This is a genomic window from Amycolatopsis sp. NPDC051372 (assembly GCF_040682095.1).
Classification (GTDB): domain Bacteria; phylum Actinomycetota; class Actinomycetes; order Mycobacteriales; family Pseudonocardiaceae; genus Amycolatopsis.
Genome location: NZ_JBFBAF010000029.1, coordinates 88,231 through 114,410 on the forward strand (window position 1 = coordinate 88,231; position 26,180 = coordinate 114,410).

24 protein-coding genes and 1 pseudogene are annotated in these 26,180 nt (G+C 71.7%); 19 read left to right on the forward strand and 6 right to left on the reverse strand.

Annotated features, from left to right (window positions below; all coding sequences use genetic code 11):
* Window positions 1–11 precede the first annotated feature (11 nt).
* Complete coding sequence (locus AB0M56_RS36220) at window positions 12–746, forward strand: VIT1/CCC1 transporter family protein (protein ID WP_364184782.1); 735 nt, start codon at window positions 12–14, stop codon at window positions 744–746.
* On the opposite strand, the gene AB0M56_RS36225 is transcribed toward AB0M56_RS36220, so the two are convergent.
* Window positions 703–1,173, reverse strand: a complete 471-nt coding sequence (locus AB0M56_RS36225; protein WP_364184871.1) for a hypothetical protein — start codon at window positions 1,171–1,173, stop codon at window positions 703–705. The genes AB0M56_RS36220 and AB0M56_RS36225 overlap by 44 nt on opposite strands.
* 91 nt (window positions 1,174–1,264) lie before the next feature.
* Window positions 1,265–1,522, reverse strand: a pseudogene (locus AB0M56_RS36230) (hypothetical protein); the annotation flags it as partial.
* Between the two features lie 238 nt (window positions 1,523–1,760).
* Between AB0M56_RS36230 and AB0M56_RS36235 the strand changes: the two are divergent.
* The gene (locus AB0M56_RS36235; protein ID WP_364184784.1) at window positions 1,761–2,564 is read left to right on the forward strand and encodes an Lrp/AsnC family transcriptional regulator; all 804 of its coding nucleotides are present in this window, start codon (window positions 1,761–1,763) and stop codon (window positions 2,562–2,564) included.
* A gap of 3 nt (window positions 2,565–2,567) precedes the next feature.
* Here AB0M56_RS36235 and AB0M56_RS36240 read toward each other — a convergent pair whose 3' ends face one another.
* Window positions 2,568–4,187, reverse strand: coding sequence for an AMP-binding protein (locus AB0M56_RS36240; protein ID WP_364184786.1), 1,620 nt, complete (start codon window positions 4,185–4,187; stop codon window positions 2,568–2,570).
* A 16-nt stretch (window positions 4,188–4,203) separates the two neighbouring features.
* Window positions 4,204–5,694, reverse strand: a complete 1,491-nt coding sequence (locus AB0M56_RS36245) for an AMP-binding protein (protein ID WP_364184788.1) — start codon at window positions 5,692–5,694, stop codon at window positions 4,204–4,206.
* Window positions 5,695–5,786: 92 nt separating this feature from the next.
* On the opposite strand from AB0M56_RS36245, the gene AB0M56_RS36250 reads away from it, so the two are divergent.
* Genes AB0M56_RS36250 through AB0M56_RS36260 form a run of 3 tightly spaced genes read left to right on the forward strand, consistent with a single transcriptional unit; the run spans window position 5,787 to window position 8,695 of the window.
* Window positions 5,787–7,205 carry an FAD-dependent oxidoreductase gene (locus AB0M56_RS36250; protein WP_364184790.1) on the forward strand — a complete coding sequence of 473 codons (1,419 nt, stop codon included), beginning with the start codon at window positions 5,787–5,789 and terminating at the stop codon, window positions 7,203–7,205.
* Window positions 7,206–8,327, forward strand: coding sequence for an LLM class flavin-dependent oxidoreductase (locus AB0M56_RS36255; protein WP_364184791.1), 1,122 nt, complete (start codon window positions 7,206–7,208; stop codon window positions 8,325–8,327).
* Window positions 8,324–8,695, forward strand: coding sequence for a nuclear transport factor 2 family protein (locus AB0M56_RS36260; RefSeq protein ID WP_364184793.1), 372 nt, complete (start codon window positions 8,324–8,326; stop codon window positions 8,693–8,695). Before AB0M56_RS36255 ends, AB0M56_RS36260 begins: the two co-directional genes overlap by 4 nt.
* On the opposite strand, the gene AB0M56_RS36265 is transcribed toward AB0M56_RS36260, so the two are convergent.
* Complete coding sequence (locus AB0M56_RS36265; RefSeq protein WP_364184795.1) at window positions 8,690–9,892, reverse strand: hypothetical protein; 1,203 nt, start codon at window positions 9,890–9,892, stop codon at window positions 8,690–8,692. The two genes, AB0M56_RS36260 and AB0M56_RS36265, sit on opposite strands and share 6 nt — an antisense overlap.
* A gap of 125 nt (window positions 9,893–10,017) precedes the next feature.
* On the opposite strand from AB0M56_RS36265, the gene AB0M56_RS36270 reads away from it, so the two are divergent.
* Genes AB0M56_RS36270 through AB0M56_RS36305 form a run of 8 tightly spaced genes read left to right on the forward strand, consistent with a single transcriptional unit; the run spans window position 10,018 to window position 17,546 of the window.
* Complete coding sequence (locus AB0M56_RS36270) at window positions 10,018–11,232, forward strand: cytochrome P450 (protein ID WP_364184796.1); 1,215 nt, start codon at window positions 10,018–10,020, stop codon at window positions 11,230–11,232.
* A gap of 12 nt (window positions 11,233–11,244) precedes the next feature.
* Entirely contained in the window at window positions 11,245–11,655 is a 411-nt protein-coding gene (locus tag AB0M56_RS36275; protein ID WP_364184798.1) for a nuclear transport factor 2 family protein, read from the forward strand.
* 31 nt (window positions 11,656–11,686) lie between these two features.
* Window positions 11,687–13,252, forward strand: a complete 1,566-nt coding sequence (locus tag AB0M56_RS36280; RefSeq protein WP_364184800.1) for an AMP-binding protein — start codon at window positions 11,687–11,689, stop codon at window positions 13,250–13,252.
* Window positions 13,249–13,701 carry a VOC family protein gene (locus AB0M56_RS36285; RefSeq protein WP_364184802.1) on the forward strand — a complete coding sequence of 151 codons (453 nt, stop codon included), beginning with the start codon at window positions 13,249–13,251 and terminating at the stop codon, window positions 13,699–13,701. The genes AB0M56_RS36280 and AB0M56_RS36285 overlap by 4 nt, the downstream gene beginning before the upstream one ends.
* Window positions 13,702–13,723: 22 nt before the next feature.
* Entirely contained in the window at window positions 13,724–15,076 is a 1,353-nt protein-coding gene (locus AB0M56_RS36290) for an FAD-dependent oxidoreductase (RefSeq protein WP_364184804.1), read from the forward strand.
* 49 nt (window positions 15,077–15,125) lie between these two features.
* A complete protein-coding gene (locus AB0M56_RS36295) occupies window positions 15,126–15,959 on the forward strand; it encodes a mycofactocin-coupled SDR family oxidoreductase (RefSeq protein WP_364184806.1) in 834 nt (277 codons plus the stop codon).
* Complete coding sequence (locus AB0M56_RS36300) at window positions 15,956–16,717, forward strand: SDR family NAD(P)-dependent oxidoreductase (RefSeq protein ID WP_364184807.1); 762 nt, start codon at window positions 15,956–15,958, stop codon at window positions 16,715–16,717. Before AB0M56_RS36295 ends, AB0M56_RS36300 begins: the two co-directional genes overlap by 4 nt.
* A 28-nt stretch (window positions 16,718–16,745) precedes the next feature.
* Window positions 16,746–17,546, forward strand: coding sequence for an SDR family oxidoreductase (locus tag AB0M56_RS36305; protein ID WP_364184808.1), 801 nt, complete (start codon window positions 16,746–16,748; stop codon window positions 17,544–17,546).
* 9 nt (window positions 17,547–17,555) lie between these two features.
* On the opposite strand, the gene AB0M56_RS36310 is transcribed toward AB0M56_RS36305, so the two are convergent.
* On the reverse strand, window positions 17,556–19,316 hold the full coding sequence (locus AB0M56_RS36310; RefSeq protein ID WP_364184809.1) for a biotin carboxylase N-terminal domain-containing protein: 1,761 nt from the start codon (window positions 19,314–19,316) through the stop codon (window positions 17,556–17,558).
* A 213-nt stretch (window positions 19,317–19,529) separates the two neighbouring features.
* Between AB0M56_RS36310 and AB0M56_RS36315 the strand changes: the two genes are divergently transcribed.
* The 6 genes from AB0M56_RS36315 to AB0M56_RS36340 are packed head-to-tail and all read left to right on the forward strand — an operon-like array spanning window position 19,530 to window position 26,110.
* A complete protein-coding gene (locus AB0M56_RS36315) occupies window positions 19,530–21,110 on the forward strand; it encodes a carboxyl transferase domain-containing protein (protein ID WP_364184810.1) in 1,581 nt (526 codons plus the stop codon).
* Complete coding sequence (locus AB0M56_RS36320; protein ID WP_364184811.1) at window positions 21,107–21,916, forward strand: enoyl-CoA hydratase/isomerase family protein; 810 nt, start codon at window positions 21,107–21,109, stop codon at window positions 21,914–21,916. Before AB0M56_RS36315 ends, AB0M56_RS36320 begins: the two co-directional genes overlap by 4 nt.
* On the forward strand, window positions 21,916–22,734 hold the full coding sequence (locus tag AB0M56_RS36325; RefSeq protein ID WP_364184813.1) for a nuclear transport factor 2 family protein: 819 nt from the start codon (window positions 21,916–21,918) through the stop codon (window positions 22,732–22,734). The genes AB0M56_RS36320 and AB0M56_RS36325 overlap by 1 nt, the downstream gene beginning before the upstream one ends.
* A 9-nt stretch (window positions 22,735–22,743) precedes the next feature.
* Window positions 22,744–23,997, forward strand: a complete 1,254-nt coding sequence (locus AB0M56_RS36330) for a cytochrome P450 (protein WP_364184814.1) — start codon at window positions 22,744–22,746, stop codon at window positions 23,995–23,997.
* Entirely contained in the window at window positions 23,994–24,188 is a 195-nt protein-coding gene (locus AB0M56_RS36335) for a ferredoxin (protein ID WP_220242096.1), read from the forward strand. The genes AB0M56_RS36330 and AB0M56_RS36335 overlap by 4 nt, the downstream gene beginning before the upstream one ends.
* Entirely contained in the window at window positions 24,185–26,110 is a 1,926-nt protein-coding gene (locus AB0M56_RS36340; protein ID WP_364184816.1) for an FAD-dependent oxidoreductase, read from the forward strand. The genes AB0M56_RS36335 and AB0M56_RS36340 overlap by 4 nt, the downstream gene beginning before the upstream one ends.
* Window positions 26,111–26,180: the final 70 nt, after the last annotated feature.

A 26,180-nucleotide genomic window follows, 5' to 3' on the forward strand; every position in this document is an offset into this window, starting at 1 on the left:
AGAATCGGGGCATGAGTGAACGCTCCGACCCCGACCGTCGCCGGGCCGCGACCACCGGCTGGGCCCACCGCCACCGAGACGTCTCCGGCGGCTGGCTCCGCCCGACCGTGTTCGGTGCGGTGGACGGCCTGGTCACCAACGCGGCCCTCCTCGCAGGCGTCGGCGGCAGCGGCGTCGCACCGCACACGATCGTGCTCACCGGGTTGGCGGGACTGGTCGCGGGAGCGTTCTCGATGGGCGCGGGCGAGTACGTGTCGGTGACCAACCAGAACGAGCTCGTGCACGCCGAGGTCGCGCTCGAAGCCGACATGCACGCGCGCTTCCCGCAGCAGGAGCACGACGAGCTGGTCAGCCGCTTCGTCTCCTACGGTGCCGACGACGACACCGCCCGCCGGATGGCCGAAGCCGTCGCGCGCGACCCGGACCAGGCGCTGCGGTTGCACACGCGCGAGGAGCTCGGCGTCGATCCGCAGGACCTGCCGTCCGCCCTGCTGGCGGGTGGCGCGTCGTTCGTCGCGTTCTCGATCGGTGCGCTGCTTCCGTTGCTGCCGTACCTGCTCGGCGCGAGCACGCTGGTCGTGTCGCTGATTCTGACGGCGGTCGCGCTGCTGGCCGGGGGGATGACGGTCGGCAAGCTGACCGGAAGGCCGTTGGTTCACTCCGGACTGCGGCAGCTCGTCCTCGGGGCGCTCGCCGTCGCAGTCACCTACGGCGTCGGCCAGCTGATCGGTGCCCCTGTCGGCTGAGGGTGGCGGGCGTGATCAGGCGTTCTTCAACAGGTCGAGCAGGGCGGCGTGGAGCTGGGCCGGCGCGGCGAGGAACGAGGTGGCCCGCGGGTGCCAGGGGGTGCCGTCGGCATCGGTGACGACCGCGCCGGGCCTCTCGGGCGATCAGGCTCGCGCCGAGGAGGTTGCCCGCGTCGCGGCCGTACAGCCGGAAGCCGTCCATGCGTCCGGCCGCGACGTCGGCGATCTGCAGGGAGGTCGGGCCCAAGTTGCGGACCGCGCCGACGTGGGAGAGGACGGCCGAGAGCGAGCGGCCGGCCTGCTCGGCGGCGTTCGGCTGGGTGGTGATGAAGGGCGGCTGGCTGGTGCCGACGAGCGTGACCGGGAGCTCGGCAGTGGCCGACGGGGTGAGGCGCTCGCCGTCGAGGAACGCTCCGAGGCCCCTCACCGCGTGGTAGGTCTCGTCGCGGACTTTCGCTGTGGATCACGGCGGCGACCGGGGTGGCGTCCTCGACCAGGGTGATGCTGACGCACCAGTACGGCAGGCCGCGCAGGTACTGGACGGCGCCGTCGGCGAGGTCGACGACCCAGCGTTGTTCGCCGGGCGGGAGGGTGGTGTCGATCTCGTCGGCCCATTCCACGCCGGGTCGCAGTGCGGCGAGACTCGCGCGCAGCGGGCCTTCGGCTGAGTGTTCGAGGGCGTCGAAGGTCTCGCGGAACTCGGTGAAGGTGGTGGGGGCCGCGGGCCTGGGCCGGGCGGCGAGGCGGCGGCCGGCTTCCCGGGCCGCGGTGATCATGCCGTCGATCAGGGTGGTTGTCACGGGCCAAGCGTGCTCCCGGGTGGGCGCTGGTGAGGTGTTTCGGCGGCTCTCTTGATCGAACTCAGTGCCATCATGGGGTGATGGTGAGCGATGCCGTCCTCGGAGACGAACATCTGCGGCTGATCGCGGCTCTGCAGTGCGACGGTCGCGTGACGATCGAGCGCGCGGCGGCCGTGCTCGCCTGAACCAGCGCGCGGTCCGCCGGCGGCTGCGCGTGTTGCTGGACGGCGTCGTGCGCGTGGTCGCCACCCGGCCCCGCGCCGCGTTGCCGGGCGCGACCCTGCTGCGGATCCGGGTGCTGCGCGGCAAGATCGACGCCGTCACGGCCGCCCTCGCGGCTCGCGACGACGTCCTCTACCTCGACCTCTCGCACGCCGGCGACGAGATCTCGGCCGCCGTCGTCTCCGACCCGAGCCGCCGCAACGCCCTCGTCTTCCGCCAGCTCCCCGCGACGACCGCCGTCACCGAGATCCACGCCGAAACCGTGATGCACGTCTTCTCCGACGCGAGCGACTGGCGCCTCGACGTGCTCACCGAGACCGAACGAGCCGACCTCACGGTGGTGTCGACCCGGGCCGCCACCGGCGACCTCGACTCCGTCGACTCCGCGATCCTCACCACGCTGGCGCGCGACGCCCGCCTGCCCGGGGCCGCCGTCGCCGCCGAGGTGCGCCACCCCGAGTCCACCGTGCGCCGCCGCCTCGCCACCCTCCGCGCCGACGGCCGCCTCCTCACCCAGACCTTCGTCGACCCGCACCACCTCGGCCTCCGCATCGACGCGAACATCACGATGCAGGTCCCACCCGCGAAGCTCGACCACGCCGGCCGCACCCTCGCCCAGCACCCGGCGGTCCACGGCGCCCTCGCCACGACCGGCAGCTCCAACCTCCACGCCGCCGTCTGGCTGCGCGATCTGGATCACCTGTACCGGTTCGTCACGGAGGATCTGGCGCGGCTCGGGGTGGAGCGGGTGGAGACGTTTTTGGTGGGGCAGGCGGTGAAACGGCCGGGAAATTGAGGTCTACCCGGTCTCCGTCGAACGGGACGAAAGCCGAGGCGCTTCCGTGATGCCCGCGGCGCGGAGTTCCTCGGCAATTACCTCCCGCAGGCGGAACTTCTGCACCTTGGTGCCCGACATCGGCCAGTCCGTGACGAAGCGGATGTAGCGCGGCACCTTGAACGTCGCGATGCGGCCGAGGCAGTGGTCGATCAGGGCGCGTTCCGTGGCACCGGCGCCGGGGCGGAGCTGGATGAAGGCGGCGGCCACTTCGCCGAGGCGGGCGTCCGGGGCGGCGACGACCTGGACGACGCCGCAGGCGGGGTGGTCGGCGAGGCAGCCTTCGACCTCGGCGGCGGAGACGTTTTCCCCGCCGACTTTGAGCATGTCCTTGAGCCTCGAGACGAAGGAGAGGCGGCCGGCGGGGTCGGCGACGACGAGGTCGCCCGTGGAGAACCAGCCGGCGGGGTCGAGGCGTTCGGCCGTCAGCGCGGGGTCGCGGTGGTAGTGGGAGAAGCGGGAGGTGCCGCGGAACTGGAGTTCGCCGCGGGTGCCCGCGGGGACCCGCGCGCGAGTCGAAGGGTCGACGACGCGGACTTCCATGTGCCGCAACACTTTTCCGCTCGTGGTGGCGCGGACGTCAGCCGGGTCGTCGGGGGAGCCGACGCAGCAGAAGCCGAGGGACTCCGTCGAGCCGAGGGACGACATCTGGACGGCCGGGGCGATCCGGACCTGCATGGCGCGAAGCCGTTCGGGGGCGCCGACGTTGAGCACGAGGCGCAGCGCGGACAAGTCGGTACGAGGAAACTCGGGGTGGTCGAGCACGCGCAGCCAGATCGTCTCGAACGCCGGAAACGCGACCGTGCACCGTTCTTCGGACAGCTGACGCAACGCCAGACCCGGCTCGAACGGTCCGGTGTGGACCATCGCGCAGCCGGCCGCCAGCGCCGCGAGGACGACGTCGTAGCCGCCGCAGTGGAACATCGGCAGGGCGGTCCAGAAGCGGTCCGCCGAAGTGAGGCCGAGCCGTTCGGCGACGGCTTCGCCTTCCGCCACCAGGGAAGCGTTGTCGTGCACACAGCCATTCGGCCGGGCGGTGGTGCCCGAGGTGTAGAGGATCAACGCGGGATCGTCGGGTCGCACATCGGAACGGGCCGCGGCGACCGTGGCCGCGTCGGCGGAGTTCGCCGAGAACGCCGCGCGCGAGAGCCAGCCGGCGGGTGCGGGACCGTCGTCCACGGCGACGATCGCACGCAACACCGGCGCCACGCGCAGGGAAAGCGCGGAAGAATCAGCGAGCCCGGGAAGCGCCGAAGCGAGCGCCGGCCCGAGCGAGGTGTCGGCGAACAACAGCCGCAGGTCCGCGTGCTCCACGACGTAGGCCAGCTCAGCCGCCTTGAGCCGAGGGTTGATCGGGACGGTGACCGCGCCCAGGTGCGCGATCCCCAGCCAGGTCGTCACGCTCGCGATCCCGCCGGGCACGAGCACACCGACGTGATCACCGGGCCGGATCCCGCTAAACCACAACGATCCGGCCACCCGCCGGGCCTCGGTGGCGATCTCGCCATAACTCAGCCGTCCGTCGGGGAACACGACTTCGCGCTCGGCGGCGCACCGGTCGAGCAGATCCGGGATGGTGGACATGACCCCTCCAGAGCGACTATCGGCGCGCCCGCGGCGCTTCCGTGATGCCGGCGGCCGCCAGCTCGTCCGCGATCCTCTTGCGCAGTTTCACTTTCTTGATCTTCGTCCCCGACATCGGCCACTCGGTCACCCAGCGGACGTAGCGCGGCACCCGGTAGGACGCGATCCGCCCGACACAGTGGTCGATCAGTTCCTGCTCGGTCGCCGAACACCCGGGTTTGAGCTGGACGAACGCCGCCGGCACCTCGACGACCAGGTCGCCGGTGTGGAACCAGCCAGCGGAGTCGAACACGCGCGCGGTGAGGTCCGGGTCGCGGAAGTAACCGTCGAACGTGTTGGCGCCACGGAAAAGCAGCTCACCGGGCACGCCGGGGCCCACGTCGTCACCCGACGGATCGACGACCCGGCACTGCATCCCGGGCATCGGATGCCCGCCGGTTTCCGCGCGTTTGTCCGGTGGGTCGTCGAGCCGGTTGAGCGTGAGGAACGCGGCGGACTCCGTCATTGCCACGCACGACACGTGCACCGCGTCCGGGAACCGCGCCGCCATGGAGCGGAGGCGTTCGGGCACGCCGACCACCATCACGACCCGGATCCGCGTCAGGTCGTACGAGGCGAAGTCGGGCCGGTCGAGCACCGGCAGCCAGATCGTCTCGAACGCCGCGAGCGCGATCGTCACGCGCTCGCGGACCAAGAGGTCCAACGTCGTGGCGGGATCGAAGAACCGCGGGTGCACAAAGGTGGCGCCCGCCGTGAGGCAGGTGAGGGCGAAGGTGATCCCGCCACCGTGGAACAGCGGGATCGCCGTCCACGCCCGGTCGTCTGCGGTCAGTGGCATCCGCTCGCCGGCGATCCCGTCGGCCAGGCGGGTGAGGGCTTCGTGGCTCAGCATCGCGCCTTTGGGCGCGGCCGTGGTCCCCGACGTGTAAACCAGCAAGGCGGTGTCGCGGACCCGCACGCTCGCCGCCGCCCGGTCGGCCTCGGCAGCAGGACACGCAGTCGCGAAGAACTCCGCGGAGGACATCAGCCCGCCGCCACCCGCACCGCCCAGCTGCACGACGTGCTCCAGCTCGGCAGCAGCGCCCTCGGCGAGCCCCGGAAACGTCCGGCGCAGCAGCTCGGCGAAGTCCGGCTCGCCGGCCCGCGGCGGAGCGGTCACGAGCACCCGCATCCCCGAGTGCGTGATGATGCCTTCGAGCTCCACCGACTTGAACCGCGCGTTGACCGGCACCGCGATCGCGCCGGCCTCGGTGGCGGCTACCAGCATCGCGAGGAGATCGACCGACGCGGGCAGCAGGATCCCCACCCGCTCGCCCGGTTGCACGCCCAGTCCCAGCAGCGCGCGGGTGAACTCCCGGACGCGGCCGGCGAGCGCGCCGTAAGTGGCGCGTTCAGCGGGGAAGACGAGGGCTTCGCGGTCGGGATGCGCCAGCCCTCGACGGCGCACCAGATCGCCGAGCGTGGTGGCGGCCACGGGCCGGACGGAACCGGCGGATCTGCTTGTCATCGGCGACTCCCCGCTCTATCTACCGACCGTTTGACAAACTAGCGTGGGTACTCGATGGTGGACAAGCCGGAAAACCCAGCCGCGACAGTGCGTTGACCGCGACTGCGGCGAAGAAAGGTGATGCCGTGTCGAGTTACGACGTGGTGGTGATCGGGGCGGGCGCCGCCGGCCTGTGCGCGGGGGCGCTGCTCGCGCGCGAAGGCAAGCGGGTCGTCGTCCTCGACCGCAGCCCGTATCCGGGTGGCCGCGCGATGGCGGTGCCGGACGAGGGGTTCACCGTCAACCTCGGCGGGCACCTGATCGAAGACGGCGGATCCGGCCTCACCAAGGTGTTCGAGCACGTCGGCAAGGAGCTGATCCACGGCGAGGTCAGCAAGGAGATGCCGATCTGGGAAAACGGGTCGGGCTGGGGCTCGATCCGCGACCGCTACACCGACCGCGCGGAACTGAAGAAGGTCATCAAGGCACTCGCCGACACGCCGTACTCCGAGCTCGACGACTGGGACGACCGGTCGCTGCGTGAGTGGATCCACCAGCACACGTCCGACCAGGGCGTCGTGGACCTGTTCGAGTTCATCTCCGTGCTGGAGTGCATGACCGACAACTGGTACGACCACTCCGCCAGCGACAACCTCTACGTGCGCAAGATGCACTACGAGGAGCGCAACACCGCCGCCTATTCGTGTTGGCCCGGCCAGGGCTGGGACGGGCTGTGGCGCGACCTCGCCGACGCGATCACCGGGCACGGTGGGGAGCTGCGCCTGGGAACCACGGTCGAGCGTGTGATCGTCGAAAACGGTGCGGTGAAAGGTGTCGCCGTCGCCCGCGAACCCCGGGTACTGCCCAACGAGTTCTTCGAGGAGGAGATCCTCGAGGCCCCGGCGGTGATCTCCACGCTGCCGGTGTGGCACGTGCTGAACGTGGTGCCGCGCAGCGTGCTCCCGGAGTGGTACGCCTCGCAGATCGAGTTCCTGGCGCAGGACAAGTTCCGCATCGCCTGGCTCGGGCTCTACCTCGCCACCGAGGAGCCGGTCACGCAGTTCGACCCGCGTGAGCTCTCGACGTGGACCGCGACGCCGTCGACGGACTGCTCCGGGTTCATGTTCGACCAGTCGGCGATGGATCCGTCGTGCTCGCCCGAAGGCACGCACCTGCACGTGCTGGGCGCGATCATCCCGGGCGCGAAGGGCCGCGACCGCGAGTGGTGCCGCGCCACGATGCAGGCCTTCGAACGCGACGTCGAGACGATGTGGCCCGGCCTGGCGAACCCGGTCTGGCGGCGCCGGCACCTGGTGTTCGAGCCGAGCTTCGGTGTGATCCAGATGCCCGGGCTGGTCGGGAAGTACCGGCCGCACTGGCGCGCGCCCAACGTCGAGGGGCTCTGGTTCGCCAGCGAGACCTTCCGCAGCCGCGGCGTCGGCACCGACCGCGCGGCCCGCGCCGCCCTCACGTGCGTCGAGGACTACCTCGGTGCGCGGATCCCGACGTTCGGCGATGGATGGAGGTACTGAGTGGAGCGTCTGCAGCTCGGTGTGCCCGGTCAGATCATGCCGCCGGCGGACGCCGCGGTGAAGTTCGCGCGCCGCAGTGAAGCCGAGGGCTTCGACGCCGTGTGGTGGCCCGACCACCTCATGGGCTGGCACGCCGACACGATGTGGACCGAGGACTTGACGCCGCTCGCCGCGGTGCAGCCCAACCCGCACGCCTACTTCGACCCGCTGATCGTGATGGGCGTCGTCGGCGCGCAGACGGAGCGGATCAAGGTCGGCGTCGTCGTCACGGATCTCATCCGGCGCAACCCGGCGATGGCCGCGGCGAGCGCGCTGACGCTGGACCACGTCACGAAGGGCCGCGCGATCATCGGGCTCGGCTCGGGGGAGCGGCTCAACATCACGCCGTACGGGATGTCGTTCGAAAAGCCCGTCGCGAAGCTGGGCGAAGGCATCGACGTGATGCGGCTGCTGTGGGAGGCCGACGGACCCGTCGACTACGCCGGGAAGTTCCACACCCTGGAGAACGCCGTCCTCGGATTGCAGCCCTACGAAGGGAAAGCGCCCGAGATCTGGACGGCGGCGCACGGCCCGCGGATGCTGGAGCTCACCGGGGCCAAGGCCGACGGGTGGCTGCCCACCAAGATGTCGCCGGCGGAGTACGCCAAGTCGCTCACCACGATCCGGCAGTCGGCACAGGACGCGCGCCGCGATCCCGCGGCGATCACGCCCGGCATGCTCGGGTACCTGCTCATGGGCCCCGACGAGGAGACGGTCCAGCGGCTCACCGAGGCCCCGCTCGTGCGCGCGCTGTGTGTTTTGCTGCCCGCTCAGGTCTTCCGCGACCTCGGCGTCGAACCGCCGCTGGACGGCGGGCCGGGCGGATCCGGCTTCCACGACTTCATCCCCACGGCCGTGTCGCGCGCCGAGTCGCTGCGGATCATCGACGCGATCCCGCCGAAAGTCGTGCGGCACTACGCGTTCTGCGGCACGCCGGCCCAGGTGGCCGAACAGCTGGCGGAGTACCGCGAGGCCGGGCTGCGCCACCTCGTGATGTGGAACATCACCGCGTTCGGCGACCCTTCGCTGGCGAGGTGGTCATTCCAGGCGATGACTGAGCTGAAGAAGCTGGTCGGCTCGTGAGCCGGGCGGCGGTCCAGGCGTACTTCTCCGCGATCAACGCCGAACGATTCGCTGACCTGGCCGGGGTTTTCACCGACGAGGTAGAGATCCACACCGTCGGCGCGGCCCCGGTCGTCGGCCGGGACGCGGCGATCGCGCACTTCACGAAGCTCCTCGCGGGCTACGCCGAGCACGACGACCGCGTCACCCGCTGGATCGAAGCCGGCGAGGCCGTGGTGACGGAGATCGGCTTCACGGGCCGCCTGCGCGACGGCCGTCCGATCGCGTTCAGCGCCCTCGACGTGTTCGACCTGCGCGAGGGCCGGATCGCGAAAGTCGCCACCTGGTACGACACCCGCGACGTGCGCCGCCAGGTGCTCGCGTCATAGGGCGCGGCCTTTCGCGGTCTGCACCATGTCCATCCGCTCGATGCCCGCGCCGAACGACGCGGCCTGTGGGGCCAGACTCGCCAATGCCTGCTCGTAGGCCGCCACCAACGCGTCTTCGGCCGGATAGTCGAAGGGATCCGTGGTGCCCGATGCGCGTAGGACCGGTTCGTTCGCGCGCATCCACTCGACGGTCTCGGCGATCCCGTCGGGCACCGAGACCACGTCGCGGTAGCCGAGGTCCTCGCGCAGCCGGGTTGTGTCCACAATGCACGTGGGCGACTCCTGGCCGCCGAACGCCGACACCGCGAGGCCGGGATTGGGCAGTTCCCGGGGCAGCGACAGGATTTCCAGGTCGCGGCCCGCGGCGCGGGCGACGAGCTGCGCCCACTGCCGCACGGTGAGGAGCTCGTCGTCGGCGACGTTGTAGGCCTTGCCCGCCGCGATCGCCGGCCGGTCGACAGCCAGCAGCACGGCCTCCGCCGCGTTGCGCGCGGCGGCGCGGGAGTGGATGCCGTGCCCGCCGTCGGCGAGGACCAGCCACGGACGCCCGTCCAGCACGCGGCGCACCACGTTCCACTCCCACGCATACGGGTTGCGCGGCCCGTAGACGGTCGGGTAGCGCAGGTAGGTGGCCGCGAAGGACCCCTTGGCGCCCAACGAGAACACGTGGTCTTCGGTGCGCCGGATCGGGCCGGTGCTGTAGCCGGCGAAGCGCGGCTCATCCGGCGCGACGAGCGGGTGCGAGTCCTCGCGCACAGGCAGCTGCACGCCGTACGGGAACCGCGAACCGGGGTTGACGTAACCCTGGTAAACCGGCACCCCGCCGACCACGACCAGGTGCGCGCAGCGGTTCGCCACCGCGTCGGCGATGAGCCTGACCCGGCCGTAGGTCGCGACGACCACATCCCACCCGGCCGACCCGTCCGAGCCCACGGCGCGCGCGATGTCGTCCGCCTCGAAGGGGCTGCCGTGCACGTGCGGGACGTCCGGCAGCTCCGCGACCTCGTGGCGGCCGGTGTGGAACACCGTGACCTCGTGCCCGCGGGCGAGCAGTCCCGCCACGATCGGGGGGCCGGTCGGGCCCGTGCCGCCGACGACCAGCGCGCGGCCCATCAGGCCCGGGCCGTTCGGAGGAAGCGTCGCGGCCTGCCGTCGTCCTGCACTGGAGCCTCCCTGCGCGAGTCCTGTCCGCAGCATGACAAGGCCGACCTTCACTGTCAAACGGTTGGTTGACAAACCCTTGTTGGGGCACCGGTGTGGTGCTAATCTCACCGCTACCAAACGGCCGTTAGTCAGTGACGATGACGTCATGGAGGACGCCGATGTCCGTAGCCGCCACCGCTGGACCCGACATCCTGTCCGAGGAGTTCGCTGCGGATCCCTACCGCGCGTACCGGGTGATGCGCGAGCAGCACCCGCTCATCTGGCACGAAGCCACGCAGAGCTACGTGATCAGCCGGTACGCGGACGTCGAGCGCGCCTTCAAGGATCCGGTGTTCACCAGTCACAACTACGACTGGCAACTCGAACCCGTGCACGGCCGGACCATCCTGCAGATGGACGGGCGCGAGCACTCCACGCACCGGAACCTGGTCGCGCCGGCCTTCCGCGGACGGGACCTGATGACCAAGTTCCTGCCCGTCATCGAGCAGAACTCGCGCGACCTCGTCGACGCATTCCGCCGCGACGGGCGCGTCGACCTCGTCGACCAGTACGCGACACGGTTCCCGATCAACGTGATCGTGGACATGCTGGGCCTGCCCAAATCCGACCACGAGCACTTCCACCGCTGGTACAGCTCGATCATGGCCTTCCTGTCGAACCTCTCCGGTGACGAGCAGGTGATGGCCGAAGGGATCCGCACCAAGGAGGAGTTCGAGGCCTACCTGCTGCCGATCATCCGCGCGCGCCGCGAAAACCCGGGCGGGGACCTGCTTTCCACGCTGTGCTCCGCCGAGATCGACGGCGTGCGGATGAGCGACGAGGAGATCAAGGCCTTCTGCAGCCTGCTGCTGACCGCGGGCGGGGAGACCACCGACAAGGCGATCGCCAGCCTGATGCGCAACCTCGTCGCGAACCCCGACCAGCTCGAAGCCGTCCGCGCCGACCACTCGCTGATCGCGGCCGCGTTCGCGGAGACCCTGCGGTTCTCGCCGCCGGTGCACATGATCATGCGCCAGCCCGCCGAAGACGTGGAGCTCTCCGGCGGAGTCGTCGAGGCGGGCAAGACCGTGACCTGCCTGATCGGCGCGGCGAACCGCGACCCGGCCAAGTACGCCGATCCCGACTCGTTCAACCTCCTGCGCACCGACCTCGACCTCGGCCGGGCCTACACCGCCGGCGCCAACCACACGGCGTTCTGCCTGGGGCGGCACTTCTGCGTCGGCGCGATGCTGGCCAAGACCGAGCTCGACACCGGCATCGCGCACCTGCTCGACGCCATGCGGGACATCCGTTTCGACGGTGAGGCGCCGCCGGAGCACGGCGTGTTCACCCGCGCCCCCACTTCGCTGCCCCTGACCTTCACGCCCGCCTGAGGAGGCACCCGCATGACCGCACGCGCCGAGATCGAAAACGTCCTGGGCAAGGCTTCTTGGGGTTACGACGAGAACGACGTCGGCCTGATCGCCGACCAGTTCACCGAGACGGCCACGATGACCATGCAGATCGGCCGCGAAGGCGACCTGATCGGGCCGTTCGAGGGCCGCGAGGCGATCCGCAAGCTGCACGCCGATTCGCTCGTCGCGCAGACCGACCAGCGCCGGCACAACCTCTCGAACCTGGTGCTCACCAAGGAAACCCCGGACAGCGCGGCGACGACCGCGAACCTCACCCTGCTCTCGATCGAGAACGGCGCGGTGCGGGTGCTCTCCAGCGGCTGGTACCGCGACGAGCTGGTGAAGCAGGGGGACCGCTGGTTGATCGCGACCCGGCACATCTACCTCGACCTGCCCTACTGATCCCCGCACCGGCACCTACCAGAGGACACCCATGGTCAACATCGGACGGATCCCGGAGAAGTGGGCGGCGCTCACCCCCACCCGGGACGCGATCGTCGACGCCCCGAGCGGCCGGCGGATGGACTGGAGAACGCTCGACGAACGCGTCCGCAGGCTCGCCAACGGGCTGGCGAGTGAAGGCGGACTCGGTCTGTCCAAAGGGGACCGGGTCGCGATCCTGGCGAAGAACTCCATCGAGTACCAGGAGCTGTACTACGCCGCCGGGCGAGCCGGGCTCGTCACGCAGCCGCTGAACTGGCGGCTCGGCGCGGGCGAGCTGACCCGGATCGTCGCCGACGCCGCGCCGAAGGCGGTGATCGCGTCCGACGAGTGGCTCGACACCGCGAAGCAGCTACAGTCCACGGTGGACGTGCCGAACTGGCTGCAGTACGGCGAATCAGGCGACGGCAGCTACGAAGACCTGCTGGCGCGCAGCAGCACCGACGAGCCGGTGCAGTCGTCGTCGATCGGTGACGCCGACCCGTTTTTCATCCTCTACACCGGTGGCACCACCGGCGAGTCGAAGGGCGCGCTGCACAGCCACACGAGCGTGTCGTTCGGGATGCTCAACCAGACCGTCGCCGAGCGCATCGTCGCGACCGACGTCTACATGCTGACCGGGCAGATGTACCACATCCCGGTGGTGCTCTCGATGAACTACCACCGCCACGGCTGCCCGCTGGTGCTGATGAACTTCGAGGCGCGCACGGCGCTGGAGCTCATCCAGGAGGAGCGCGTCTCGGCGTTCCTGGGCATCACCACGATGCTCAACTGGATGATGGCCGTGCCGGGCTTCTCCTCCTACGACATCTCGGCCCTGCGCAACATCCAGTACGGCGGCGGGCCCATGCCCTCGTCGGTGGTCAAGGCGGCGCTGGACCAGTTCCCCTGCACGCTGATCCAGGGTTACGGGCAGACCGAGGGCACCACGATGTGCTTCCTGTCGCAGGAAGACCACCTCGACGCCGTGCGCGGCATCCACCCGGAACGGCTGATGTCCTGCGGGCGCGAGGGTTTTGTCACGCAGGTCCGCGTCGTCGACCCGGACGGGCGCGAGGTGCCCAAGGACGGCCGGACCGCGGGCGAGATCATCGTGCGGTCCGAGGCCAACATGCTCGGCTACCTCAACCGCCCCGACCTCACCGAGAACACGATCCGCGACGGCTGGATGTGGACCGGCGACATCGCCACCTGGGACGCCGAGTCGTACGTGTTCATCGTCGACCGCGCCAAGGACATGATCATCTCCGGTGGCGAGAACATCTACTCGATCCAGGTCGAGGAGGCGGTGAACAAACACCCGTCGGTGCTGGAGTGCGCGGTGATCGGCGTGCCCGACGACGAGTGGGGCGAAGCGGTGAAGGCGTTCGTGGTGCTCAAGCCCGAGACGACGGCCACGGAGGCGGACATCATCGCCACGGCCAAGCAGCACCTCGCCTCCTACCAGAAGCCCCGGTCCGTCGAGTTCGTCGACGCCCTGCCCAAGGCGCCCACCGGGAAGATCCTCAAGCGCGACCTGCGCCGCGCGTACTGGGCGGACCGCGGCCGGTCCGTGTGACGGCGGGACTGCACCACCTCGGCGTGCGCGTGGCGGAGCTGGACCGGGCCGTGGCCTTCTACCGCGAACTCGGCGCCGAACCGCTCGCGCCGCCGTTCACGCTCGATCCCGGTGCGGCCGCGCTGGCGATGAACACCGAGCGCGAGGTGCGCGTCGCCCTGCTCGGGTTCCCGGACGGCAGCGGGATCGAGCTGTTCGAGTTCGGCGAGCCGGCGCCGCAGTGGCGTGCCGCGCCGGAGCCGGCCGCCCGGCTGCCGCACCTCGGCATCCGGGTCGCCGACGTCGACGCCGCGTTGGCCCGGGCCGAGGCGGCCGGCGGGCAGCGGTTGTGGAACCAGCCGAAACAGTGGGGTCCGGTGCGGGTGGTGTACCTGCGCGACCCCGACGGGACCGTGCTCGAACTGCTCGACGCGCCGTTGCGGGCGGTTGCCGACGTGGTCGCCCCGTGAACACCCGGCAGGAGGAGGTTTCTTGTCCTACGACGTGATCGTGCTCGGTGCCGGCGTGTCCGGCCTGGTCACGGCGTCAGTGCTGGCCGAACAGGGCCAACGCGTGCTGCTGGTGGAGAAGCACGCGTACCTCGGCGGGCGGGCGCGCGAGTACCGGTACAAGGGCCACCAGCTCGGCCTCGGCAGCCACCTCGTCGAGGATCCCGGCGACTCGCTGACGAGGGTGTGCGCGCTCATGGGGCTCGACCTCGTGCACTCCGAACGCAGCGACTCCATGCCGTTCTGGACCAACGGCCGCGGCTGGGCGCCGATCCAGGAGCAGTACGCGGGCAGCGCGAAGCAGGGCCTCAAGCGGTGCATCCAGGCGCTGAACGAGACGTCGTACAAGGAGCTGGAGAACTGGAACCACGCTTCGCTGCGGGAGTGGATGGCCCAGTACACTTCGGACGAGGGCGTGTACACGGTGTGGGAAGCCATCTCCGTGCTGGAGCAGATCACCTTGCGGCCGTGGGAACACTCGGCCTCGGAGAACCTGTACACGCGCAAGTTGCACTACTCGACGCGGCGCACCGCCGGCTACTCGTTCTGGCCCATGGGCGGCTGGGATGCGTTGTGGCACACCATGGTGGCGGCGTTCGAGGCCCACGGTGGTGAACTCCGGCTCTCGGCGCCGGTCCGCCGGGTCGACGTGCGCGACGGCGCCGTTCGCGGCGTGACCCTGCGCGACGGCGAGGAGATCGAGGCGCCGCAGGTGGTCGTGTCGGCCCCGGTCTGGGACCTGCTGCGGCTGTTCGACGAGGACGTGCTGCCGTGGGACCTCTCGGCGCGCATCCGCATGCTGGCGGCCAACCGCAACCGGGCCTGCTGGATCGGCTACTGGATCGCCGCGAAGGAGCCGGTGATCGCGATGACCGAGCGGGAGATGGCGTCGTTCCTGTCCACGCCCCGCTGTGGTCTGCCCGGCTTCACCCTCAACTTCACCGGCTACGACGGCGGGGTCTCGCCTGCGGGGGAGTACCTGACGTGCGTCGGGGCCTCGTTCGACGCGACCACCCACTACGGCGACCGGGCCTGGCTCGACCGGAAGTTCGCCGAGCTGTGGGAGGACATCGAGGAGATGCTGCCGGCGGCGCGCGGGGCACTGTGGACGAAGCCGCACGTCGTCACCAGCTACGGCGTGATCACCAAACCGGGACTGGTCGGCCCGGTCCGGCCCGACACGGTGGTCCGCGGGATCGAGGGCCTGTGGCTGACCGGCGACACGACGCGCGCCCGCGGCATCGGGATCGACAAGGCCGCGCGCTCGGGCATCACGGCGGCCGAGGCCGTGCTGGGCAAGCGGCTCGACGCGTTCGCCGGCACGCTGCGCTACTGACCGGAAGTCTTTGCACGGCAACGAGTTTCTTCCAGCAGAGGAGGCGGACATGACGGGACGGGTCGCGGGAAAGGTCGCGTTCATCACGGGCGCGGCGCGCGGGCAGGGCCGCGCACACGCGGTGCGGCTCGCGGAGGAGGGCGCCGACATCATCGCGATCGACGCGTGCGCGGCGGTCGAGACGGTGGACAAGTACCCGCCGGCCACCGAGGAGGACCTGGCCGAGACCACCGCACTGGTCGAGAAGGCCGGCGGGCGGATCGTGGCGAGCAAAGCCGATGTCCGCAATGCGAAAGACCTGCAGGCCGCACTCGACGAGGGCGTCGAGCGGTTCGGCGGGCTGGACATCGTGGTGGCCAACGCCGGCATCGCCACCTACGGCATGTCCTGGGAGCTCACCGAGGACATGTGGCAGGACATGCTCGACGTCAACCTCACCGGGGTCTGGCACACCGCGAAGGCCGCGGTGGGGCACCTGATGCGCCGCGGCGGCGGGTCGATGGTGTTCACCAGCTCGATCGGCGGGCTGAAGGGCATCATGCAGGTGGGGCATTACGTGGCGGCCAAACACGGGATGGTCGGGCTGATGCGCACGATGGCCAACGAGCTCGCCGGGCATCGCATCCGCGTCAACACCGTCCACCCGACCAATGTGGACACCCACATGATCCAGAACCCCGGCACGTGGGGGATGTTCGCGCCGGACGACCCGGCGCCGACGCGGGAGGCGGCGATGCCGGGCTTCCTGTCGCTCAACGCGCTCCAGGTGCCGTGGGTCGACCCGATCGACATCGCCAACGCCGTGCTGTTCCTCTCCAGCGACGAGGCGCGGTACGTGACCGGGGTCGCGCTGCCCGTCGACGCGGGGGCCACGATCAAATGAGGATCGAGGGTTCCGTCGGCCTGGTCACCGGCGGTGCGTCGGGGCTCGGCGCCGGCACCGCGCGGCGGCTGGTCGCGGGCGGCGGCCGGGTGGGCATCCTCGACCTGGCGAGCTCGGCCGGCGCCCAGCTCGCGGCCGAGCTGGGCGAATCCGCGCTGTTCGTGCCCACCGACGTGGCCGACGAAGCGGCGGTGGAGAAGGCCGTGGGCGCGGTCGCGGAGCGGTTCGGGCGACTCGACGTGTGCGTCAACGCGGCCGGGATCAGCCCGGCCGCACGGGTGCTCTCGCGCAAGGGCGAGCTGCACCCGCTGGATCTCTTCCGGCGCACCGTGGAGATCAACCTCGTGGGCGCGTTCGACGTGCTGCGCCACGCCGTCGCCGCGATGGCGCGCAACGAGCCGGGACCGGACGGCGAGCGCGGGCTGATCGTCAACGTCTCGTCGGCCGCCGCGCTGGAAGGACAGGCCGGGCAGGCGGCGTACTCGGCGTCGAAGGGCGGGCTGGTCGCGCTGACGCTGCCGCTCGCGCGGGACCTCGCGATCTGGGGGATCCGCGTGATGACGGTGTGCCCGGGGATCATGGACACGGGCATGTTGGCCGGGGCCGACGAGACGCGCCGCGCCGCGCTGATGGACCTGCACGTGTTCCCGAAACGTCTGGGCCGCCCCGAAGACTTCGCCCGGCTCGTGGCGAGCTTCATGGAAAACGAGCTGCTCAACGGCGAGGTGGTCCGGCTCGACGCCGCGACCCGCCTCTGACGCGACCACCGACGACGAGGAGTTTCCGATGTCCCCCGACGCCACGCCGCCGGCGGGCCGCATCGCGCTGGTGACCGGCGGCTCGCGCGGCGTGGGCCGCGCGATCGCGACGCGGCTCGCGGCCGACGGTGCCGCCGTCGCGGTCAACTACCGGCGTGACGCCGGCGCGGCCGAGGAGGTCGTGGCGGGGATCGTTGCCGAGGGCGGGACCGCGGTCGCCTACCGCGCGTCCGTGGACGACGAGGCCGCCGTCGCCGCCATGGTGCAGCGGATCCGCGCCGACCTCGGCCCCGTCGACCTGCTCGTGAGCAACGCGGGGACGGCGAGCCGCGGCACGCCGATCGCGGACACCGACGAGCAGGAATACCTGCGGCTGCTGCGCGTCCACACGCTGGGACCGCTCGCGTTGATCCGCGCCCTGCTGCCGGGGATGCGCGCCGCAGCCCGCAGCGACGTGATCGTGGTGTCGAGCGCGATCGTGGACACCACGCCGGCGGGTGGCGCCGCGTACACGATGGCGAAGGCCGCGATGGAGGCCGCCGCGCGGACCCTGGCGTACGAGGAACGGCCGCACGGCGTGCGCGTCAACATCGTCGCGCCCGGCCTGGTGGTCACCGACATGGGCGAGCGGCTCGCCGCGGCGTCCGGTGCGCGGGCGATCGCCGACCTCGACGCGCGCTACCCCTTCGGCCGCGTGGCGCGGCCCGAGGACGTGGCCGGCGTCGTGGCGTTCCTCGCCTCCGCCGGCGCGGGTTACCTGACGGCGCAACGCATTCTCGTCGACGGCGGCGGGCCGGACATCCCGATCGTGGCGGCGCCGGAGGCGTGACCGCCGGGCTCAGCCGAGCGTGATCAGCGGAGCCCCGGCGGCGACGGAGGTACCGGGGGAGACGAGGACGGTCCCGACGACCCCGCCGACCTCCGTGCGCACCTGCATCTCCATCTTCATCGCCTCCAGCACCGCGACGACGTCACCCGCGGCGACCTCCTGCCCGGGCTCGACCCGGACCGCGACCACGGTGGCGTCCATCGGCGCGGTCGGCGGTCCACCGGCGGTCGTGCCCGTGGTGCTGCCTGATCCGCTGTCGCGCGACGGGCGTTCCGACGGCGCGGCAACCACCCCGGGCCGCTGAGCGCGTCCGTAAACCGCGATCTCGACCGGTCCGCGGTCCGTGGCGATCCGGACCAGCCGGGCAGGCACGGCGTTCGTGCCCGAGGTGCGCGGGGTGGGGGGAGCGGCGGGAGCCGCGGCCGGTTCCGGCGCCCACTCCCGTTCGACGGATCCCGTGTCGTGCCTGCCTTCCGTGAACGACGCCGATCCGAGGATCGTGCGCAGGTACGGCGCGGTCGTCGGCGGACCGGCGACCCGCAGTTCGCCCAATGCGCCCACGAGCCGGCGTCGTGCGGTGTCGCGGTCGGCGCCGTGGGCGAGAACTTTGCCGAAGAGCGAGTCGTACATCGTCGGCACCACGTCGCCGGCCTCGACCCCGAAGTCGTTGCGGATCCCCGGCCCCAGCGGCAGCGTCAGGCCGGTCACCGTGCCCGGCGCCGGGCGGAAACCCGCCGACGGATCCTCGGCCGCGATGCGGGCCTGGATCGCGTGCCCGCGCACCACCACGTCGTCCTGCGTGAACGGCAGCGGCTCACCGAGTGCGACCCGCAGCTGCGCCGCGACGAGGTCGAGGCCGGTGACCAGCTCGGTCACGCCGTGCTCGACCTGCAGGCGGGTGTTCATCTCCAGGAAGAAGAACTCGCCGGTCTCCGGCAGCACGAGGAACTCGACCGTGCCCGCGCCGACGTAGCCGACCTCGCGCGCCAGGGTCACGGCCGCTTCCCGCAGCGCGGCGCGCACCCGATCCGGCAGGCCGAACGCCGGCGCCTCCTCGATCAGCTTCTGGTGCCGGCGCTGCACCGAGCAGTCCCGGTCGGCGAGGTGGACGACCGTGCCGTGCGCGTCACCGAACACCTGCACCTCGACGTGCCGCACCGGCCGGAGGTAGCGCTCGAGGTGCACCTCCGGCCGTCCGAACGCGGCGCCCGCTTCCCGCCCGGCCGCGGCCATCGCCTCGGCGAGCCCGTCGGCTGACGTCACGACGCGCATGCCCCGCCCGCCCCCGCCAAAGGAAGCCTTGACCACCAAGGGAAAGCCGATCCGGTCCGCCTCGGCCGCCGCTTGCTCGGCCGTGAGGTCCGCGGTGCCGGGCGGCACCGGCACGCCGCACTTGTCGGCCACCGCGCGCGCCGCGACCTTGTCGCCCATCCGCGCGATGACCTCGGCGGACGGCCCGACGAACGTCAGCCCGGCCGCGGTGACCGCCTCGGCGAACCCGGCGTCCTCGCTCAGCAGGCCGTAACCCGGGTGCACGAGGCTCGCGCCGGCTGCCTTCGCCGCACCCAGCACCGCATCGACGTCCAGGTAGGACGCTCGCGCGGGCGGCGGCCCGATCCGGTGGGCTTCGTCGGCCAGCCGGACGTGCAGTGCGCCGGCGTCCGCGTCGCTGTGGACGGCGGCGGCTCGCAGGCCGAGTTCGTGGCACGCGCGGATGATGCGAACGGCGATCTCGCCGCGGTTCGCCACCAGGACGGTCGCCTCTGGCATGTCGGTTTCCCTCACGTCCGTGGTGTCGCTGCACACCCGTCTTGGGGGTTCCGTCGCGGACGACGGGCACCCGGTGGAGAACTGTCTACCAACCAGTCGTCTGATAGTCTAGGGTCGGCTCCGGGGCCGGGCCACCGCGGTGAACACGACCGTCGTGAACGTGACTGCCGCCGACTGCGGCAGCCGCGACCCGATCCGGCCAGGGGAGGTCCCGTGACGACGAGGAGCACCGTGCGCGACGACTCGGGTGACGACACCGCCGAACCGGCCGAGGTCACGATGGCCGACCGGCTCGCCGTTCTCCGCGAGAAGCAGGCGGCCGCCCACGCCAGCGGCGGGCCGGAAGGCCTGCGCCGGCACCGGGAATCCGGCCGGCTGCCCGTGCGCGAGCGGATCGAGCTGCTCGTCGACTCCGGCTCGTGGTTCGAGATCGGCGCGCTCGCGCTGCCGGAGCTGCGCCGTGAAAAGCCGATCCCCGGCGACGCCGTGGTGACCGGGTTCGGCCTGCTCGACGGCCGGCGCATCGGCGTGATCGGCATCGACTCCTCCGTGGTGGCCGGCACGACCGCCCCCATCAGCATGCGCAAGCAGGGCCGGCTCATCGAGCACGCGCAACGCCACGGTTTCCCCCTCGTCCTGCTGTGCGACGCCGACGGCGGCCGAATGCCGGACGTCTCCGGCTGGCGGTTTTCCGGTCTCCCCTTGGACTTCACCACGTTCCTCAAGCCGCCGCCCGGTCAGCCGGTGGTGCCGAGAGCCGCGGCCGTGCTCGGTCCCAGCTACGGCGACTCCGCCCTGCACGCGTCGACCGCGCACTTCGTCGTGATGGTGCGCAGCGGTTCGATCGCGCTCTCAGGTCCGTCGGTCGTGGAGCCGGCGATCGGCGAGAAGGTCACCGACACCGAGCTCGGCGGCCCGGCCGCGGCGACCGAAGCGGGCAACGCGCACCTCGTCGTGGAGACCGAGGCCGATGCGATGGACGCCATCGCCGCGTTCCTGTCCTACCTGCCGCAGAACTCGACGCTGAAGCCGCCGCTCGCGCCGCCGCGCCCGCCGGCCCGGGACCCGCGTGAGCTCGAGTCGATCGTCCCGCTCGGCCCGCGCTCGGGTTACGACATGCGCGACGTGTTCGCGTGCATCGCCGACGAGGCGAGCGTGCTGCCCTGGGCCGACGGCTGGGGGCCGAGCCTCCTGTGCGCCCTCGCCCGGATCGAAGGGCGGCCGGTCGGGCTCATCGGCAACCAGCCGATCGTGCGCGCCGGGGCGCTGGAGCCGCCGACGCTGGCGAAGGAGCGCACGTTCGTGAAGCTGTGCGACACGTTCGGCCTGCCACTGGTGTTCCTGCACGACGTGCCCGGTCTCATGATCGGCACCCAGGCCGAGCGCGGCGGCATTCTGCATGGCTACGAAGGGCTCGTGTCCGCGATCGCCGAGACGACCGTGCCGAAGGTCGGGGTGGTGCTGCGCAAGGCCTACGGCGGCGGGCACTTCGCGATGGGCGGGCGCCCCACCAAACCGGATTTCCTCTACGCGTGGCCCAGTGCGGAGCTCGGGTTCATGGCGCCCGAGACCGGCATCCGCACGATCCACCGGCGCCGGCTGGAGCGTGTGCTGGCCGAGGAAGGCCCCGAGGCGCACGCGGCGCTCGTCGCCGAGCTGACCGAGGAGTGGATCAGTGAGGCCGAGCCGTGGGAGGCCGCCGCGCACCTGTCGCTGGACGACGTGATCGAGCCCGCCCGCACGCGGGACGTCATCGCGACGAGCATCGAGATCGCCTCGGGAGGACTTGCGTGAGCACCTGGAATCCCGCCGCGGCCCGCACCTTGCGGATCGAGGTCGACGACACCGGCGACGGCTCGGGCGCGGTCGCGGTGCTCACCCTGGACACCCCGGGCAAGCTCAACGCGATGGGCCGAGACTTCTGGCCGGAGCTGCGGGAAGCGTTGGCCCACTTGGCTTCCGACGGTCGCACCCGAGCCGTGATCATCACCGGCGCGGGTGACAAGGCGTTCTCGGCCGGCGGCGACATCGCGAGTTTCGCCGACCTCACCGACGTCGTCGCCAAACGCGAGTTCCAGCAGGACTGCATGCGCACCTTCGCCGCGGTGGAGGAGTCGCCGCTGCCGATCGTCGCGGCCGTGAACGGGTTCGCCCTCGGCGGCGGGTGCGAGCTGGCTCTGGCGTGCGACGTGGTGGTGGCCGCCGACACGGCGACGTTCGGGATGCCGGAGTGCGGCGTCGGGCTGGTGCCGGGGTTCGGGGTGCTGCGCGCGCCGTCGGTGATCGGGCGGCACTGGACGAAGCTCATGATGTTCGGCGGCGAGCGGGTCGACGCGCCCACGGCGCTGCGGATCGGCTTGGCGCAAAAGGTGGTTCCCGCCGCCGAGCTGATGACCGCCGCACGCGAGCTCGCCGGGCGGTTCGCGGCGATGGCCCCGCTCGCCGTGGCCAGCGGCAAGAACCTGGTCAACCGCGGCGTCGACCGCGGCGAGTTCGACCACTCGACCGCCGCGCTCACCACGCTGCACGCCACCGCCGACGCCGCGGAGGGCATCGCCGCCTTCCTCGGCAAGCGGCCGCCGAAGTTCGAGGGCCGCTGATGGCCGCCCGCCCGGACCCGTTCGTGGCGCTGATGCGCCGCTACGTCAACGACTACACCAACCGCCACGACGTGTCGGTGTGCGCGGAGATCATGGAGCCCGGCTACGTCCTGCGCATGGGCCCGCACGAGGTCGCCGGGCGCGACGACGCGTACATCCCGGCGGCGCAGCGGCAGTTCGAGCAGTATCCCGGGCTGTGCCTGACGGTCCACTCGATCGTCACCGACGGCCGGAAACTGGCCCTGCGGTTCTCCGAACACGGCCGGCGCGCCCGCGACGGGCAGGTCGCCGTGTGGACGGGCATCGGGCTGTACCGCTGGAACGGCCGCCGGCTGGAGACGAACTTCGTGGAGCAGGACTACCTGTCCCGCCGCCGTCAGCTGAGCTCCGGGAACCCGGCGCCGGTCGACCCACCCGCACCGGCCCCGTGGGACACCGAAGCCGAACCGGCGAACCCCGCAGCGGAATCCCTGGTCCGGCAGTGGATCGCCGCCGGTGGGGCCGTTCAGCCGAAGGACTCCCCGGCGTCGGTCCGCTTCGACGACGGCGACGCCGGGCCCGCCTTGCTCACCGACGTCACGTCGAGGATCGACGAGCTGTTCTCCGCGGGCGAGCACGTCGCGTTCCGGATCACCGCCACGGGCGCCTACGCCGGCGGGCTCGGCCCCGACGGCGGCGAGGCGGCCGTCGGCACGCCCGCGACCCTGCACCTCGTCGGTCTGGTCTCCGTCGAGGGCGGCCGGATCGGCGGCTGGATCGTCCGCGACCGGCTCGGGCTGGCCCGCGGCCTCGCGCAGCCTGCCGCCGCCGGCTCCTGAGAGGACACCATGTCTGCCACCGAAAACCCCGCAGTCCCCGACGACCTGCTCGAGCCGTCCGCGAGCGCCGACCCTTATCCCGTGCTGCACGAGCTGCGCGCCGCGGACCCGGTGCACTGGAGCGAGAAGCACCGCGCGTGGCTGCTCACGCGCTACGAAGACGTCTCGGCGGCGTTCCAGAACAAGGCGTTCTCCAGCGACCGCGTCCGGCCGCTGCTCGCCGCGCGCGCCGAGCGGCCCGACCAGCCGGAGGCGACGACCGCGGTGCTCGGGCTGATGGCGAGCTGGATGGTCGTGTCCGACCCGCCGGCGCACACCCGGCTGCGCAAGCTCGCCGCGGGAGCGTTCAAGGGCCAGGGGATCGCGCGGATGGACGGGATGATCACCCGGATCGTCGACGAGCACATCGACGGCTTCCTGCGCGGCTCCGGCCCGCAGGACCTGATCGAGCACATCGCGTATCCCTTGCCCACCACCGTGATCGCCACGATGCTCGGCGCGGCGCCCGAGGACCGCGACCGCTTCCGCGAGTGGTCCGACGAGCTCGCGCTGGTCGCGTTCGGCGCCGGCGGCACCGCGCGGGCCGAACGGCACGAACGGGCGTTGCGGGGCCTGCGGGAGATGGACTCCTACATCCGTGAGCTCATCGCGAAGCGCCGCACCGACCCGGGCGAGGACATGCTGTCCGCGCTCATGGCGCACGACGGCGACGCCGACCACCTCTCCGACGACGAGCTCGTGGCCATGTGCGCCCTGCTGCTGTTCGCCGGCCACGAAACCACGACCAACTCCATCGCCAACTCGTTGCTCGCCCTGCTGCGGCGGCCAGACCAGCTCGACCGGCTGCGCCAGGATCCGGCGCTGATCGGTCCCGCGGTCGAGGAGCTGCTGCGGTTCGACGGGCCGATCAAGGTCCTGATCCGCTGGGTCGTCGCGCAGACCGAGGTCGGGGGACGGACGATCGCGCCCGGCGAACGCGTCCACCTCGTGCTGGCCGCCGCCAACCGCGACCCGGCGAAGTTCACCGACCCCGACTCCCTGGATCTCGGCCGCGCGCCCAACCCGCACCTGGCGTTCGGCAAGGGCATCCACGCTTGCATCGGCGCGCAGCTCGCGCGGATGGAGACAAGGATCGCGGTGGGCCGGATCCTCGCCCGCATGCCCGGACTCGCGCTCGCCGGCGATCCACAGTGGAAGGCGAGCCTGGCGTCGCGGGCCATGGAGACTCTCCCCGTCTCGCACGGCGCCGGGAGGACCTCGTGAAGATCGGCCAGGTGCCCGACGTCTGCCAGGGCCACGCGCAGTGCTACATCATCGACCCGGAGCTGTTCCCTCTCAACGACGACGGCTTCTCCGGCGTCGCCGCGGAACAGGAGGTGCCGCCGGGGGAGGAGGACACCGCCGAGATGGGCGTCGAGGCGTGCCCGGTCGCGGCGTTGCGGATCCTGCCGTGAGCGCGCTGGACGTCCTGTTCACGCCGGTGCGGGTCGGCCGGCTGACGTTCGGCAACCGGCTCGTGATGGCGCCCATGGGCACGTGCCTGGACCAGGGCGGCTATATCACCGACGACACGGTGGCCTACTACCGGCGCCGCGCCGAGGGTGGCGTCGGCGCGATCACGGTCGAGGGCTGCCTGGTTTCCGCGGACACGGTCGGGCCCGAGCCGCGCCTGTGCGCGCCGCAGTTCGTGCCGGGGCTGCGGCGGATCGTCGAGGCGGTGCGCCCGCACGGATCCGTGGTGGGCGTGCAGCTCATGCACCCGGGCCGCCAGGTGGTCGCCGGCCCGTCCGTGGCGCCGTCGCCGGTCCCGCTGAACTCGGCCGCGCCCACTCCGCACGAGCTGACCGGGCCCGAGATCGAGCGGATCGTCGCCGACTACGCGCAGGCGGCGAGGTTCGCGGCCGAGGCGGGCTTCGACTATCTGGAGGTGCACGGTGCGCACGGGTATCTGCCCTCGAACTTCCTGTCGCCTCGGCACAACCTGCGCACCGACGGCTACGGCGGGAGCCTCGAAAACCGGGCCCGGTTCTCGCTCGAAGTGGTGCGCGCGATCGTCGCGGCCGTGGACCTCCCGCTCGTCTGGCGGCTCAACGGGACCGACGCCGAGCCCGGCGGGTTCGACCTGGACTCGGCCGTCGCGGTGGCGAAAATGCTGGAGGACGCGGGTGTCGCGTCGATCTCCGTGTCGTCGGGCACCTGGCTGACCCTGCACGAGACGCTGGCGCCGATGGCGGTGCGGCGTGGCCACATGCGCCCGCTCGGCCAGGCCGTGCGCCGGGCCGTGTCGGTGCCGGTGATGGCCGTCGGCCGGCTGGACGACCCGGCGCTGGCCGCCGAGATCGTGGCTTCCGGCGACGCGGACCTGGTGCTGCTCGGCCGTGGATTGATCGCCGAACCGGACTGGCCGGACCTCGTGCGCGCCGGCCGGCTGGACGAGGTGCGTCCGTGCATCGCGTGCAACGCCTGCGTGGACCTCGTCGGCCGCGGCGAGCGGGCGCGGTGCTCGGTGAACCCGGAGGTGGGGCGCGAGCTCACGTGGTCCGTCGAGCCGGCCGCGGCGCCGCGACGCGTGATGGTGGTGGGCTCCGGGCCGTCGGGGCTGGAGGCCGCGCGGATCGCCCGGCTGCGCGGGCACCGCGTGTCCGTGTGGGAGGCCGACGACGCGCTCGGCGGCAAGCTGTCCGTGGCGGGGGCGGCGCCCAGCAAGCGGGAAGTGTTGCGGTTCCGGGATTTCCAGGCTCGCCGGCTGGCCGAGCTGGGGGTCGAGATCCGCACGTCGGCACGCGTCTCCGCGGGGACGGTGGCCGAGGAGCGGCCGGACGTCGTGGTCGTCGCGACCGGCGCGGTTCCGTTGGTGCCGCCTGTGCCCGGCATCGACGGGCCGGACGTGCACGACGCGCAACGGCTGCTGCGCGGCGAGATCGAGGTGGCGCCCGGGACCCGGCTGGTGGTCGTCGGCGGCAGCGCCACCGGGTGCGAGACCGCGGAGCTGATGCGGGCCCGGGGCGCCGACGTGACGATCGTCGAGATGCGCGGGAGCATCGGCCGCGGCATCGAGGCGATCACGCGGCGGCAGCTGGTGAAACAGCTGCGCCACGACGGTGTCCGCATTTTCACGAAGGCTGTGGTCGTCGGGATCGAGCCAGGCCTTGTGCGTTGGCGCGCGGCCGACGAGGACACCGGCGACACCGCGCCCGAGGAGACCGTGCCGGCCGATCTCGTCGCCCTGGCCATCGGCTGGTGCGCGACCGGCCCGCAGGTCGCCGCCGAGCTCGCGGCCGACGGCATCGACGTCCGCATCCTCGGTGACGCCGAAACCCCGGCGGATTTCGTGCGCGTGATCAACGCCGGCGCGGACACGGGGCTCGCCGTCTGAGTGCCGGCCGCTCGCCGACGGTAGCGTGATCGCCACCCGCCGGGGCCACGGCCGGTGGTTGACTAATCGG